This window comes from Ruegeria sp. YTSA226 (assembly GCF_059609905.1).
Genome location: NZ_JBXWMQ010000008.1, coordinates 56,239 through 71,795 on the forward strand (window position 1 = coordinate 56,239; position 15,557 = coordinate 71,795).

The 15,557-nt window shown below is 59.5% G+C and carries 10 protein-coding genes; 3 read left to right on the forward strand and 7 right to left on the reverse strand.

Features of this window, described 5'->3' with window-relative positions:
* Nucleotides 1-106 precede the first annotated feature (106 nt).
* Both AC2FFF_RS12385 and AC2FFF_RS12390 read left to right on the forward strand, forming a co-directional pair.
* A complete protein-coding gene (locus AC2FFF_RS12385) occupies nt 107-3,259 on the forward strand; it encodes a valine--tRNA ligase (RefSeq protein ID WP_496710593.1) in 3,153 nt (1,050 codons plus the stop codon).
* Between the two features lie 143 nt (nt 3,260-3,402).
* Nucleotides 3,403-4,566, forward strand: a complete 1,164-nt coding sequence (locus AC2FFF_RS12390) for a benzoate/H(+) symporter BenE family transporter (protein WP_496882958.1) — start codon at nt 3,403-3,405, stop codon at nt 4,564-4,566.
* Between the two features lie 205 nt (nt 4,567-4,771).
* Here the strand turns inward: AC2FFF_RS12390 and AC2FFF_RS12395 are convergent, their stop codons facing one another.
* Together AC2FFF_RS12395 and AC2FFF_RS12400 are read right to left on the reverse strand one after the other, a co-directional pair.
* Nucleotides 4,772-5,554, reverse strand: coding sequence for a crotonase/enoyl-CoA hydratase family protein (locus tag AC2FFF_RS12395; RefSeq protein WP_281973259.1), 783 nt, complete (start codon nt 5,552-5,554; stop codon nt 4,772-4,774).
* Between the two features lie 66 nt (nt 5,555-5,620).
* Entirely contained in the window at nt 5,621-6,691 is a 1,071-nt protein-coding gene (locus AC2FFF_RS12400) for an SMP-30/gluconolactonase/LRE family protein (protein WP_281973260.1), read from the reverse strand.
* Between the two features lie 93 nt (nt 6,692-6,784).
* On the opposite strand from AC2FFF_RS12400, the gene AC2FFF_RS12405 reads away from it, so the two are divergent.
* Nucleotides 6,785-7,900: a pyridoxal phosphate-dependent aminotransferase gene (locus AC2FFF_RS12405; protein ID WP_281973261.1), complete on the forward strand. Its 1,116-nt coding sequence runs from the start codon at nt 6,785-6,787 to the stop codon at nt 7,898-7,900.
* Nucleotides 7,901-8,024: 124 nt separating this feature from the next.
* Here AC2FFF_RS12405 and AC2FFF_RS12410 read toward each other — a convergent pair whose 3' ends face one another.
* The 5 genes from AC2FFF_RS12410 to ptsP form a co-directional block, all read right to left on the reverse strand.
* Nucleotides 8,025-9,215 (reverse strand): pyridoxal-phosphate-dependent aminotransferase family protein, encoded by a 1,191-nt coding sequence (locus tag AC2FFF_RS12410; protein ID WP_281973262.1) that lies wholly within the window; start codon nt 9,213-9,215, stop codon nt 8,025-8,027.
* Nucleotides 9,216-9,265: 50 nt separating this feature from the next.
* Nucleotides 9,266-9,898, reverse strand: coding sequence for a bifunctional 4-hydroxy-2-oxoglutarate aldolase/2-dehydro-3-deoxy-phosphogluconate aldolase (locus tag AC2FFF_RS12415; protein WP_142638043.1), 633 nt, complete (start codon nt 9,896-9,898; stop codon nt 9,266-9,268).
* Nucleotides 9,899-9,903: 5 nt separating this feature from the next.
* Nucleotides 9,904-11,709 (reverse strand): phosphogluconate dehydratase, encoded by a 1,806-nt coding sequence (edd, locus tag AC2FFF_RS12420; RefSeq protein WP_281973263.1) that lies wholly within the window; start codon nt 11,707-11,709, stop codon nt 9,904-9,906.
* Nucleotides 11,710-11,711: 2 nt separating this feature from the next.
* Nucleotides 11,712-13,157, reverse strand: a complete 1,446-nt coding sequence (gene zwf / locus AC2FFF_RS12425) for a glucose-6-phosphate dehydrogenase (RefSeq protein WP_142638040.1) — start codon at nt 13,155-13,157, stop codon at nt 11,712-11,714.
* A 138-nt stretch (nt 13,158-13,295) separates the two neighbouring features.
* Nucleotides 13,296-15,539: a phosphoenolpyruvate--protein phosphotransferase gene (ptsP, locus tag AC2FFF_RS12430; protein WP_496882959.1), complete on the reverse strand. Its 2,244-nt coding sequence runs from the start codon at nt 15,537-15,539 to the stop codon at nt 13,296-13,298.
* Nucleotides 15,540-15,557: the final 18 nt, after the last annotated feature.

Sequence of the window (15,557 nt, forward strand, 5' to 3'; positions counted from 1 at the left end):
CTGCGATGCATCATTGTCCATAGCCCCGGCGCTTGGCCCTTTCCCTTTTGCTATCCTTTCGATATTGCAAGCGCTAACCCGAATTTGTTGACGCAGGACGCATCCAATGGCGATGGAAAAGACATTCAACGCGGCCGAGGCCGAGGCCCGCATTTACGAGGCCTGGGAACAGGCCGGAGCCTTCAAGGCGGGCGCGAACAGATCGCGCGATGAAAGCTTTACCATCATGATCCCGCCACCCAACGTGACGGGGGCGCTGCATGTGGGACACGCGTTCAATAACACGCTGCAGGATATCCTGACCCGCTGGCACCGCATGCGCGGGTTCGACACGCTGTGGCAACCCGGTCAGGACCACGCGGGCATCGCCACGCAGATGCAGGTTGAAAAGATGCTGGCGGCGCAGGGCAACGAAGGGCGGCGTGAACTCGGGCGCGAGAAGTTCCTTGAGAAAGTCTGGGAATGGAAGGGTGAATACGGCGGCACGATCATTGAACAGCTCAAGCGTCTTGGCGCCAGCTGCGATTGGTCGCGCAACGCGTTTACCATGGCAGGTGCACCGGGTGACCCGCGCACAGGGCATGAGAATTCTGCAAATTTCCACGATGCCGTCATCAAGGTCTTCGTAGAAATGTACGAAAAGGGCCTGATCTATCGCGGCAAGCGTCTGGTCAACTGGGACCCGCATTTTGAGACCGCAATCTCGGATCTTGAGGTCGAGAATATCGAAGTCGCGGGCCATATGTGGCACTTCAAGTACCCATTGGCGGGCGGTGAGACCTATACGTATGTCGAAAAGGATGAGGACGGGAATATCGTGCTTGAGGAACAGCGCGACTATATCTCAATCGCCACGACACGGCCCGAAACAATGCTGGGCGACGGCGCGGTTGCGGTTCATCCGTCAGATGAGCGGTATGCGCCAATCATCGGCAAACTCTGTGAAATTCCCGTTGGACCGAAAGAGCATCGTCGCCAGATTCCGATCATTACTGATGACTATCCCGATCCCGATTTCGGCTCGGGCGCGGTGAAGATCACCGGCGCGCATGATTTCAACGACAACATGGTCGCCAAGCGTGGCGGTATTCCGATGTACCGTCTGATGGATACGCGTGGCGCAATGCGGGCCGATGGCGCGCCCTATGCCGAAGAGGCCGGCAAGGCGCAGGAATACGCGCGCGGCAAGGAGTTCACCGAGAATGAGATCGACGCAATCAACCTGATCCCCGATCACCTGCGCGGGCTTGACCGGTTCGAGGCGCGCGCCAAGGTGGTCGAAGAGATCACCAACGACGGTCTGGCCGTCATGACCCGTGCCGACAACCCGGTTCTGGGCACAAAGCTGGGTGAGGACGACGACCCGGCTGCACTCGTCCCGCTGGTCGAGAGCAAACCGATCATGCAGCCCTTTGGCGACCGCTCGAAGGTCGTGATCGAACCGATGTTCACCGACCAGTGGTTCGTGGATGCCGAAAAAGTCGTCGGCCCCGCGCTGGACGCGGTCAAGGACGGCACGGTCAAGATCATCCCCGAATCGGGCGAGAAGACCTATTACCACTGGCTGGAAAACATCGAGCCCTGGTGTATCTCGCGCCAGTTGTGGTGGGGGCATCAGATTCCGGTTTGGTATGGCCTCGACCTGTCGGCCGAAAACTTCAAAGATGACGAGAACGACGGCAACCTTGATCTGGTCGAATTGGGTCGTTTGCTGAACGAAGGTGGTATGTTGCACCGTGGCAATGTCATGGAATGCGCGTCGAGTCTGGAGGCAGTGACTGAAAAATTCCTGGACGATAATGCAAACATTCCCAGCCCGCTAAGCCACGCAACTGTAATCGAAGTTGCCGATAAGCAAGAAGCGATCCATCAATTCGCCGAAAGCCTTGCTCAGTATGCAGTTGAACAAGACCCGACGAAGCTCGTTTATCCGGTTTGGCGTGACCCCGACGTTCTCGACACCTGGTTCTCCTCCGGCCTCTGGCCCATCGGCACGCTGGGCTGGCCCGAGCAGACCGAGGAGCTGGAACGCTACTTCCCCACGGACGTTCTGATCACCGGCTTTGACATCCTGTTCTTCTGGGTCGCCCGGATGATGATGATGCAACTGGCGGTGGTCGATCAGATCCCGTTCCACACCGTCTACCTGCACCAGCTCGTCCGCGACGAGAAGGGCAAGAAGATGTCCAAGACCACCGGCAACGTCATCGACCCGTTGGAGATCGTGGACGAGTTCGGCGCCGACGCGCTGCGCTTTACCAATGCCTCGATGGCGGCGATTGGTGGCGTGTTGAAACTGTCTCGCGAACGCATCACCGGCTATCGCAACTTTGGTACAAAACTTTGGAACGCTGTTCGCTTTGCCGAGATGAACGAGGTCTTCACCGACGCCGTACCGCAACTAGACGTCGCTGATCTGAAACCCAAGGCCGCCGTAAACCGTTGGATCATAGGCGAAACTGCCCGCGTACGGGCCGAGGTCGACGCCGCACTGGAAAGCTATCGTTTCAACGATGCGGCCAACGGGCTTTACGCCTTTGTCTGGGGTAAGGTCTGCGACTGGTACGTTGAACTCTCCAAACCGCTGCTACAGGGTGACGATGCCGAAGCACAGGCCGAGACCCGCGCTACCATGCGCTGGGTTCTGGACCAGTGCATGGTCTTGCTGCACCCAATCATGCCCTTCGTTACCGAGGAACTGTGGGGCCTGACAGGCACGCGCGCCAAGATGGTCGTGCACGCCGACTGGCCGACTTACGGCACCGAACTGGTCGACCCAGAGGCGGACCGCGAAATGAACTGGGTGATCTCGGTGATCGAGAACACGCGCTCAGCTCGTGCGCAGATGCGGGTTCCGGCGGGCCTTTATGTACCGATGCTGGTGACAGAGATTGACGCGCATGGCCAAGCTGCATGGGACCGTAACGAGGCGCTGATCAAGCGGCTGGCGCGGATCGACAGCCTGACCAAAGTGGATGCATTTCCCAAGGGAACGATCTCGATTGCCGCGCCGGGTGCGACGTTCGGTTTGCCGCTGGCAGATATCATCGATATCGGCGCCGAAAAGGAACGACTGGAAAAGGCCAAGGGCAAACTTGCCAAGGAATTGGGTGGTTTGCGCGGTCGTCTGAACAATCCGAAATTTGTGGCCTCGGCCCCGGAAGAGGTTGTCGCCGAAGCCAAAGCCAACCTCGCCGCCCGTGAAGAGGAAGAGGTGAAACTGAACGAGGCGCTGGCACGTCTGGCCGAAATCGCCTGATCTTCGTCTGCTCCAAACCGTTCGAGATACCAGACCCCGCCACGCCCGCGTTGGCGGGGTTTTCGTTCCCCGGTCCGGATTTCGCCCTGTTCACCTCCGCTTACGATTGCTAGCAAGTGCAGGTTGATAACGCTGAGGGCAGAATGACACGCGCATTTCCACCAATGCAGACCATCTCAACCGGATTGGTTGTGGCCATCGTCGGCTTTTTCAGCTCATTCCCCATTGTATTGCAGGGGCTGGATGCGATGGGTGCGTCACCGGAGGAGGCCGCATCGGGCCTGATGACCGCCGCCATCGCCATGGGGCTGGCCGCCATCGCGCTGAGCTTGCGCTACAAGTTGCCGATCAGTGTCGCCTGGTCCACGCCGGGTGTCGCGCTGTTGGCTGTATCCGCCACACCTGTCGAGGGATTCTCAGGAGCTATCGGTGCGTTCCTGTGCGCTGGCGCTTTGACGGTTGTGGCTGGGTTGTGGAAGCCGCTGGGAAGGTTGGCAGCTGCAATCCCGACCACGTTAGCGCAGGCAATGCTTTCCGGGGTTCTGATGCCTCTATGTATCCTCCCGTTCAAGGCGGCCGTCGAGATTCCGTGGCAGGCGCTACCCGTAATCCTGACATGGTTCATCGCGGGGCGGTTCAACCGGCTGTTTGCGGTTCCCGCGGCAGTGATCGCAGCAGCCATTATAGTCATCCTGAACGCCGGAGATACAACGATCATGCCCGAGCGTCTGATTGCGGCACCGATCTGGGCCATGCCTACATTCTCGCTGGCCTCGGCCATAGGGATCGGAATGCCGCTGTTCATCGTCACCATGGCGACACAGAACATCCCCGGCATCGCGGTGATGCGCAGCTTTGGCTTTACGCCCGTGCCGGGCAAACTGTTCTCGGCCGTCGGAGGGGCCAGCCTGTTGTCCGCCCCGTTCGGAGCCCCCGCCACCTGCCTTGCCGCCATCACCGCCGCGATGTGCTCAAATCAGGACAGTCATCCCGATCCTGCGCTGCGCTATTGGTCGGCCATCATGGGTGGCGTATTCTATTGCCTGTTTGGTGTTTTTGCCATGGCCATCACCGGATTTGCCGCCCATGCCGATCCGTTGCTGATGGGGACGCTGGCCGGGGTCGCACTGATCGGTGTGCTGGCAAATGCGATCCACGCTGCGCTGGAGGTTGTGGCCGAGCGTGAGGCGGCGATCCTGACTTTTGCTATCACTGCGTCCGGTATCACAGTCTTCGGGCTGGGGGCCGCGGTCTGGGGTTTGCTGGCTGGTGGCATTGCCTATCTGGTGACTAACTGGCTGCGATAGCCGCTTTGCCTTGAGGCCACAGCCAAAGTAAAACCGGCCAAAATTTGGATCATTGGGAACTCTGGTGGTACGCCGGATCAAGAAAGCACAGACCTAGGTCCAACCCAGAGAATTCATTTCAAGTAACGCTGGATCAGATGCGCAAAGCCTACACCCCACTGCCTGACGTGCAGGACCGCGATGCGCATCGGGATTCATGTGGTGACTACTTGAACTTGGGCTTACGGCCCTGCATCTGCGCCATGACAACCTCCATCTGATCGGGTTTGCCGATCAGCTCCACCTGTTCGGCAGATTCGGCCAGCAGAACGTCGGCTCGCGAACGGTTTTCGGCCACGTCGATCAGGCGCTTGGCGGCACGGATGGCTGAAGGGCTTTGGCCTGCGATGTCTTCAGCCAGAGCCAGCGCCTCGGTCAGAGGATCGTCCGAGAGTTTCGTGACCAGCCCCCAATCAGCCGCCTGCGGCGCGCCTATTGGACGTGCAGTATACGTCAGCAAGCGCAGCACGTCCGAGCGGACAAGCTCGGGCAGCAGAACCATGCCGCCCATGTCGGGAATGATACCCCATTTCATCTCCATCACCGCCAATTTCGCCTCGGGGTGGGCAATGCGGATATCCGCGCCCAGTGCGATTTGCAGACCACCACCATAGGCCACACCCTGAATGGCACAGATGACTGGAACGGGGACACGGCGCCAGATCAAGGCAAGCTCCTGCATTTCGTTGGCGTCGTCATGGCTGCGGTTCATCAGCCATTCGGTCGGGTCCTTGTGGGCCATGCTGGCGAAACTGGCCATGTCGAGACCAGCGCAGAAGCTTTTACCCTCACCCGACAGCACCACGGCGCGGGCGTCGGAGACCGCCACCTCTTGCCCGGCGGACAGGATCGCCTTGATCATGGCTTCGTCCAGCGCGTTCATCTTGTCGCCACGGGTTAGCGTGACATGGGCGATATGGTCTTTGTATTCGATGGAAACGCGAGACATTGGTCCCTCCGGAAATCAGTGTTGCGTCAACCATGCCAGCAAGACGAGGACAGTGCCACCACGACGTCAGGGCAAATCAGCGACGGGCATCCGGCCATACCACGGCGAATCCAGCGTCATGACATAGAACAGGTCACCAACGACCTGACCCGCCGTGGTGATGCCCAGCCGCCCACCGGGGTCCTGCAAGGTTTGCAGGATTGTGCCATCCCCGTCGAATTGGACGATCATGCCGCGATGAATCGGCGCCGGTCGCACCAAAGGACCCAGCCGCCAGATCACCTTGCGCAAAAAGGGATAGGGCATCAAAGCTTCACTCGGCACCCGCGGGCTGGCGAAGGCCATCCAATAAGTGCCGTCGCCCTGCGCCGTGAGGTTATCGGGGTATCCCGGCAGGTTTTCCATCAACACCTCGCGCTGCCCAGCACTCGGCCCAGTTAGCCAGAGCTTGTGCACCCGCGCACGGCCAGTTTCGGCGATCAGCAGAAAATCCGTCTGCGGGGAAAGCGCTACACCATTGGTATAGACAAAGCCCTCGGCCACCTTTTTTGTTGTGCCATCAGGGGAATAGCGGGCCACGTATCCCGTATCCGACTGCTCCCAGATGGTCAGGATCGAGGTGGCTTTGGTACCGCCCATGGTTTCGGGATCGAACCGATCAGACGAGTTCGAGAAATAGACCGTACCGTCCGGAGCCACGTCCAACTGATTGGCATAGACCACCGGAGACCCGCCAATCTCGGACACAAGGGATACCAGCGTGCCAGGCCCGGTCCAGCGCATCAGCCCCCGGTAGCTATCTGCGATATATAGCGCGCCGTCCGGCCCAGCTTGCAGACCCAAAGGGCGCCCACCCAGGTCGTCGATCTTGACCGGGCTGTCGCCGTCGATCCGATAAAGCGCGCCGGACATGGATGTCGTGTAGATCGTGCCATCCGGCATGATCGCGATGTCTTCCGGGCCTTCCTCGCCATCCGGCAAAGAGACTAGTTCGAGGCTGTCCAAAGCGTTGTTCTCGGCAAACACGCCGGTAAAGCCCGGAGCTTCGGGCGGCTCCCAGGCCACTGGGTCCACGTCAACAGGCCAAAATATCAAATAGGCAAGCCCCACTAAAGCCAAACCAATCGCGATGCGCATGGACACTCCTTTGTTTTTGTTGGTGCCAGACTGTGGGCACTGTGCAGGCAAAGCAAGGTTGCCTGTCGGATGACCTTGCGTTTATCTGGTTGCATGACCAATCCACGCTATACCCCGCTTGCCCAATCTCTTCCTGCTTCTGTGCCTTTTGTCGGCCCTGAAACACAGGAACGACAGCGCGGTGCACCATTTGTGGCCCGGCTGGGTGCGAATGAGAATGTCTTTGGCCCTTCGCCACGCGCTATCGAGGCCATGCGGGGGGCAACTGGCGATATCTGGATGTATGGCGATCCGGAAAACCACAACCTGCGCCACGCCCTGGCTGAGTACCACTCCGTCTCACCCGAAAATATCGTGGTTGGCGAAGGCATTGATGGGTTGCTGGGCTATCTGGTGCGCTTGCTGGTTGGGCAAGGAGATACGGTTGTGACCTCGGACGGGGCCTACCCGACCTTCAACTATCACGTCGCCGGGTTTGGCGGGGTGATACACACGGTTCCCTATCGCGACGACCACGAAGACCCTCAAGCACTCTTTACCAAGGCCGCTGAGGTCGAGGCTAAGCTGGTCTATCTGGCCAATCCTGACAACCCTATGGGCAGCTGGCATTCGGGCACTGATATCGTGGCTGTATTGGATGCGCTGCCCGATGGCTGTCTGCTGGTTCTGGACGAGGCATATGTGGAATGCGCCCCCGACGGGACTGCAGCGCCAGTTGCCGCAGATGACCCGCGTGTGATCCGGATGCGCACGTTTTCCAAAGTATACGGAATGGCCGGCGCGCGTGTCGGCTATGCCATTGGGGCGCCAGGCCTGATCTCGGCGTTTAACAAGGTGCGCAACCATTTCGGTATGAACAAGGCTGCACAAGCAGGCGCGTTGGCTGCGCTGCAGGATGAGGTTTGGCTGTTACAAATCCGTGCCCGCATCTCAGATGCGCGCAAGCGGATCAACGCGATTGCGTTGGAGAACGGACTGCTCCCTTTACCCTCAGCCACCAATTTCGTGGCCATTGATTGCGGTCAGGATGGGGTGTTTGCCAAGGCTGTTCTGGAGTCGCTGGTGGCGCAGGGGGTTTTCGTTCGGATGCCCTTTGCCGCGCCTCAGAACAGGTGCATTCGAGTGAGCTGCGGCGATGCCTCAAATCTAGGGGCTTTTGCCGCCTCTTTGCCAAAAGCGCTTGCTGACGCCCGGGCGCTGAACGTCTGAAGCTCTCGCTTATGGCCATCGGGACGGGGGCTGTCTGCCCCCATCGCGCAGTTTGCGCGATTCCCCCCAAAAGTATTTTGAGCCAGATGGAGATACAGATTTGCACTGAGATCGGGGGCTGGTCTCAGGTCACAAGCGCGGTGGCGGCGGCTTCTAACGCACCCTTGCCGCGCGGAATATCAAGGGCGGCCATGGCAGTTTCCACGCCGCCAAGCATCGCCATGACCATCTGTGCATTGATGTGTCCCATATGGCCCAGGCGAAAACAGCCGTCCCAATCTTCCATCCCGAGGCCTATTCCCAAAGTCAGGCCCAGCGATTGTTCGGTATAGGACCGCAATGGGGTTCCGAGCCCTCCACTCAGGCACAGCGCGGTGACCGCATGACTTCGGTCTGCGCGGTCAGCTACGTTCAACGACAGCGCACCGCCCTGTGCCCAGATTTCGCAGGCGGTCCAGATTGCCTGAGCGAGGCGTTGATGGCGCGCCCAGACATTTTCGATCCCTTCCGCGTGGATCAGGTCGAGCGCGGCCCGCAGCCCATAGAGATGATGGGTCGGTGCGGTACCATCGAAGTATTGGTAGAATAGCTCGGGATTGGCTCGTGGCTGCCAGTCCCAATACCGGGAAACACGCGGCATTGCTGCCCGTTTTGCCTGCGCCTTGTCGTTGAAGAATACAAACCCCATGCCCGGTGGGGTCATCAGCCCTTTTTGACAGGCGGTAACAGTCACGTCGACACCCCAGGCATCCATCTCGAATTGCTCACATCCCAGCGAGGCGATGCAGTCCGCCATCACCAGTGCCGGGTGACCCAGATCATCCAGCAACGCGCGCAGCGCCGGGAGGTTGTTGCGAATTGAGCTCGAGGTATCCACGTGAACTGCAAGTATAGCCTTGATATCATGCGATGAATCAGCACGTAGCACCTCGGCAATGCGATCGAAATCCCAGACCGAGCTGGTTCCGAAATCGATCACATCCACCTTGGCGCCGATCCCTTCGGCCATTTCGGCCCATCCATGGGTAAACCGCCCCGATGCGGGGGCAAGCACTGTCTCACCGGGCGCGATGGTGTTCGACAGTGCCGCCTCCCACGTGCCATGGCCGTTGGCAATGTAGATGGCCACGTTATGGGCCGTGCGGGCAACGCGACGCAGATCGCGGATCAGATCGGGCATCATCTCGATCAATTCGCCATCGTAGATATTAGGTGACGGTCGGTGCATTGCCTGCAGCACAGCGTCAGGCATGACCGAGGGGCCTGGAATGGCCAGATACTCGCGCCCACGCGCGAGGGAGATTGGATGTGTCATGGGATCAACCTGTTTGAATTGGCCCTACCCTAACGTGGCCAATTCCGGCGTCAATCCATCAGCTTGGCGGCATCCCGGGCAAGCGTTTCGATCCCGGACCAGTTGCCTTCTGCGACCATCTGTTTGGGTGCTACCCAGCTGCCGCCCGCACAGATCACGTTGGACAAAGACAGGTAATCTCGGGCATTTGAAGGCGATACACCGCCCGTTGGGCAGAAGGTGATTTGCGGCAAGGGCGCGCCGATAGCCTTGAGCGCAGGCGCCCCGCCCGAGGCCTCGGCCGGGAAGAATTTCAGCATGTCATAGCCTTTTTCCAGCAGGGCCATCGCCTCGGTGGCGGTTGCGGCGCCGGGCAGCAGGGGCAGGTCTTGGGCTTCACATGCGGCGATCAGGGCGTCGGTGGCACCGGGCGAGACGCCAAACTGCGCGCCAGCCTCTTTCGCGGCGCGCACGTCATCCGGCGTGATCAATGTACCCGCCCCGACGACGCCACCGGGAACCTGCGCCATCGCCCGGATCGCATCGAGCGCAGCCGGGGTGCGCAAGGTCACTTCGAGCGCAGGAAGACCGCCCGCGACCAGAGCTTCGGCCAGAGGTCGTGCGCTGGCGGCGTCGTCAATTACAAGAACCGGGACAATCGGGGCAAGGGCACAGATTTCACGGGTGCGTTGTGTCTTGGACATAGGTCTTACACTCCGAAGATGCTGGCGCCGGTATCCGCGGTGCCTACAGCGTTGCGAAACGCGCCGAACAGATCGCGCCCGACACCATGTTGGTTGGCAGAAAGGTCAGCCGTGGCCGGAGTGCGGTCAAGCACACCTGGGGTGAGGATTTCGAGCGCGCCGTTTACGGCATCCACGCGCAGAATGTCGCCGTCCTGCAAATAGGCGATCGCGCCGCCATCCAGAGCCTCGGGGCAGATATGAATGGCAGCGGGAACCTTGCCGGAGGCGCCGGACATACGGCCATCGGTCACCAGCGCCACCTTTTGCCCCCGGCCCTGAAGGATCGACAGCATCGGCGTCAATGAATGCAATTCGGGCATGCCATTCGCTTTGGGTCCCTGAAAGCGCACAACGACGATGACGTCATCCGTAAACTCTCCGGCTTTGAACGCCGCCTTGACCGCATCCTGAGTTTGGAACACCCGTACCGGGGCCTCGACCACCTGATGCTCGGGGGCAACCGCCGAAACCTTCATCACTCCGGTACCCAGATTGCCGCTGAGCCGCGAGAGACCTCCTGTAGGTTGGAACGGGTCTTTGGCGGGGCGCAATATCTTGTCATTCAGGCTGTGGCCTGCGCCGTCCTCCCAGGTCAGATCGCCGTCTTTCAGCTTGGGTTCTTTGGTATAATTGTGCAGCCCCTGCCCCGCGACGGTCAGCGTGTCGGGGTGCAGCAACCCGTCTTCGAGCAGCGTGCCAATGCAATAGCCCAGCCCGCCCGCGGCGTGGAAATGGTTCACATCAGCCAGTCCGTTGGGGTAGACCCGCGCAACCAAAGGCACCACGGCGGAGATTTCGGAAAAATCCTGCCAATCCAGCACGATGCCGCCCGCGCGCGCCATCGCGATCAGGTGGATCAGCAGGTTTGTCGACCCGCCCGTGGCCATCAGACCGACGATGCCGTTCACAAAGGCACGTTCGTCAAGTATCTGGCAGACCGGCGCATAGTTGTTGCCCAGCGCACTGAGCGACAGAGCACGGCGCGCACCTTCTTCAGTCAGCGCATCGCGCAGCGGTGTGTTTGGATTAACAAAGCTGGATCCCGGAAGGTGCAGGCCCATGAACTCCATCAGCATCTGGTTGGTATTGGCGGTGCCATAAAAGGTGCAGGTGCCGGGGCCATGATAGGCGGCCATCTCGGCGGCCATGAGCTCGGCGCGGTTGATCTCTCCGGCGGCAAATTTCTGGCGGATCTTGGCCTTTTCGTCATTTGGCAAACCGCTGGTCATCGGGCCTGCGGGCAGGAATACAGCTGGCAGATGGCCGAACGCCTGCGCGCCGATCACAAGGCCGGGCACGATCTTGTCGCAGACCCCCAGAAACACGGCAGCGTCATAAGTGTTGTGGCTCAGCGCCACCCCTGTGGCCAGCGCGATCACGTCACGTGAGAACAGCGACAGTTCCATCCCCGCCTCGCCCTGCGTGACGCCGTCACACATTGCCGGTACGCCACCTGCCACCTGTGCGGTTCCACCTGCGGCGCGGATCGCATCGCGGATCAAGCCGGGATAGCGCTCGAACGGCTGATGGGCCGACAGCATGTCGTTATAGGCAGTAACTATGCCCAGATTGCCCGCCGTACCAGTGGCCATCGATTGTTGGTCATCGCCTGCGCCGGCATAGGCGTGGGCCTGACCGCTGCAGGACAGATGCGCCCGCGCCGGGCCTTTGGACCGGGCCTGTTCCATCCGCTCAAGATGCGGGCCACGCAAATCGGTGCTGCGCGCTATAATCCGTTGCGTGACGTCGGTGATAACTGAATTAACCATGTCTAACCTCCGATCTGACGCCAGCGGCGCCCGTCGCGATGCATCAGCATCAGAGCTTCTTCAGGCCCGGAACTGCCTTGATCATATTTCGATGGCCGGTCGCCCCGGTTTTCCCAACCCTGAATAATAGGGTCAACCCAAGCCCAGGCGGCTTCGGCCTCGTCGCCACGCATGAACAGGGTCTGGTCACCGCGGATCACATCCATCACCAGCCGTTCATAAGCGTCCTGAGCCCGCGCATCTGCGCCCAACGCCTCGGCAAAGCTCATATCCAGCGACACATCCGACAGGCGGAACCCGCCCGGACCGGGATCTTTGATGGTGGTGCGCAGGGTGATCCCTTCGTCCGGTTGCAGACGGATCACCAGCACATTTCCATGCAATGGCCCTACATTGGGGAAGATAGTGTGTGGAGGATCCTTGAAGTAGACGGCGATTTCCGACTCGCGCGCACGCAAACGTTTTCCGGTGCGCAGATAAAAAGGCACCCCAGCCCAACGCCAGTTACCCAAATGAACCTTTAGCGCAATATAGCTTTCTGTCCGGCTTGCAGGGTTGCCGACATGGTCCAGATACCCGTCACCGCCCTCGCCCGTGCGGTATTGACCGCGGGCGATATCCGCAGGCATCACCGGCTCAAGCGCCTCGATCACTTTGACCTTTTCATCGCGAACCGCGTTGGGAGAGAACTTGGACGGCGGCTCCATCGCTGTCAGGCACAGCAGCTGTACCAAGTGGTTCTGGATCATATCCCGCATTGCACCCGACTGATCGTAATAGGCCCCGCGCCCCTCGACGCCGACGGTTTCAGCCACTGTGATCTGGACGTGGTCGACATGTGTTGCGTTCCACAACGGCTCGAACAGGGAATTGGCAAAGCGCAGGGCCATCAGGTTCTGCACGGTCTCTTTGCCCAAATAGTGGTCGATCCTATAGATCTGATGTTCTTCGAAACAGGCGCGCAGCCCTTCGTTCAGCGCCTTGGCCGAGGCCAGATCATGACCAAACGGCTTTTCCACAACGATACGACTGTCAGGCGTTGCAAGATCGTGATCGTTCAGCCGTTTCGCAATGCCCGAGAACAAGCTTGGGCCGACAGAAAGGTAAAACGCTCGCACAACGTCTGGGCGCAATGACTTGGCCAGATTGTCCCAGCCCGCATCACCCAAGGCATCAACCTGTACATATTCCACGCGTGACAGAAAGCGGTCCAGAACGTCTTTTTTGAATTCCGGCGCGAACTCTTTCATCGAGGCGCGTATCTGATCCCGAAACGCGTCGCTATCAATGGCGGATCGGGCAGACCCGATAATCCGGGCTTCGTCTGGCATCTGGCCGACTTCAAAACGATGACACAAACCCGGCAGAATTTTTCGCTGCGCCAGATCACCGGTCGCGCCAAACAGCACCAGATCGAACGGGTTAACGGGAATTACGCGTGAAACCATCGTCGGGCTCCTTCAATCCTCTGCTGAACCACAATAGCACTTAAAGCTAACAGCGCCGGTGAATAGAAAATGTTATCGCTAACATTCACCATTTCCTTAGGCAAAGCGAGAAAAGAAAGCAAGGGTGGATTTGACGCACTACCCCTGGCTGCGCAACCATTCCATCACAGCTGGTCGCACGGATTGCTCTCCGCGATGACGAGCGTCCGATATGATCTTGCGCACTGCTTGCAGATCTGCACGCAACAATACGCTTTTGACCGGCCCAATCGACGCCGGGCGCATCGACAACGTCCGGATTCCCATCGCGGCCAGACACAGCGCCTCGACCGGGCGTCCTGCGTCTTCACCGCAGAAGCTGAGTGGCGTATCCGAGATGTTGCAGCGTTCTACGATCCGTTCGATAAAAGTCAGGAAACTGACATTCAGCGAGTCATAGCGGCGGCGGACCAACTCGTTTTCACGGTCGGCAGCAAAGAAGAACTGTTTCAGATCATTGCCACCAATCGAAATGAAATCGACTTCGTCAAAAAACTTCTGCGGTGCAAAAGCGAGCGAGGGTGTTTCCAACATCGCTCCGACTTCAATATTTTCAGGCAGGGCATGGCCCAGACGTTTCTCGCGGTCGATGGTCTTATTCACTTCCCATCGCGCTTCATAATACTCTTCGGCTTGTGCCACGAATGGGAACATGACTGTCAACGGACGACCATTGGCGGCCCGGATCAGAGCCTGCAGCTGCATCCGCATCACGCCGCGTTTATCCAGGCCAACCCGAATTGCGCGCCAGCCTAAGGCCGGGTTCGGCTCCTCGATATGTTTCATGTAGGGCAGAACTTTGTCGGACCCGATATCCAGCGTGCGAAATACCACGCGCTTTTTATCGGCCGCATCCAGAACCCGCTGATATTGCGTCACAAGCTCGGAACGCTTGGGCATCTTATTCCGGATCAGGAACTGCAGCTCGGTACGAAACAGGCCCACGCCTTCGGCACCGGAATTGTTCAGCGAAGGCAGGTCCGCCATCAGACCCGCGTTCATCACCAGATTGATCCGCTCTCCATCCCGCGTCACCGTTGGCGTTTCGCGGATCGAGGCATAGCGTTCCTGCGCCTTGGCCTGCATCGCGACCTTATCACGGAACGCGCTGACCACGGTATCTTCTGGTCTGAGCTGCACAGTGCCCTGATCGCCATCAACTAGGATATGGTCTCCGTTCAGGGCCTCGGTCGTAATGCGCCCAACATGGACCACCAGTGGTATGGCCAAAGCACGGGCAACAATGGTGGCATGGCTTCCGACCGAGCCCTCTTCGAGCACGATGCCTTTCAAGGACCGGCCATATTCCAGCAGGTCACCTGGACCGATATTCCGGGCAACCAGGATTGGGTCCGGTGGCAGGTCGGCACTGTTTGTCTGCCCTTGCCCGGTCAAAATGCGCAGCAGACGGTTGCTGAGATCGTCCAAATCCGCCAATCGCTCGCGCAGATAGGGGTCGGAGACTTGGCTCATGCGCGCGCGCGCCTGGGATTGTTCCTTTTCCACCGCAGCTTCGGCGCTAAGCCCAAGTGCAATGTCCTCTTCCATCCGGCGCATCCAGCCTTTGGAGTTGGCGAACATGCGATAGGCTTCCAGAACCTGTAGCTGTTCCTTGTCGCCGTTCTTGGATATCTCGAGCATCTTGTCGACACCGACGCGCAATTCTTCGACCGCCTCGGTCAGACGCTCCTGTTCGCGGTGCGGGTCATCGGCAATCGGGTTGGTAACAACAACGCGCGGTTCGTGCAGCCAGACATGGCCTTCGGCCGAGCCCTCTTGTGCAGGGCCGCCTGTAAACTGAACCGGTTGCTGGTGGCGTGGCGACAGGGCCGCGCCCTCGCCAACGAATGCTCCCAGTTCAGCCATTTCGGCCAGAACCATTGCAACCACTTCCAGCGCATAAACTTCATCCGCAGAATATTCGCGCGCGTTGCGGGACTGAACAACCAGAACGCCAAGCTTTTCACCCAGCCGCTGAATCGGCACACCCAGAAAAGACGAGAATCGCTCCTCGCCCGTTTCCGGCATATAGCGAAAGCCCTTGGCTGACGGCGCATCGGGCGTATTCACGATTTTGCCGGATTTCGCGACGCGCCCCACCAGTCCTTCGCCCATGCGCATACGGGTCTTATGAACAGCCTCGGGCGACAGGCCTTCGGTCGCACAAAGTTCCAGGGTTTCTTCGTCGCGGAACAGATAGATCGAGCAGACTTCGGCCCGGATACTGTCTGCGATCAGGTGAGTGATCCGGTCAAGACGTTCCTGACCGGCAGCTTCGCTCGCCATCTCTTCACGCAGCCGCCCCAGCAGCTTACGGGATTCTGTTTCTGTGCCGTCTGCCATAGCCCAACCAGTCTAAGG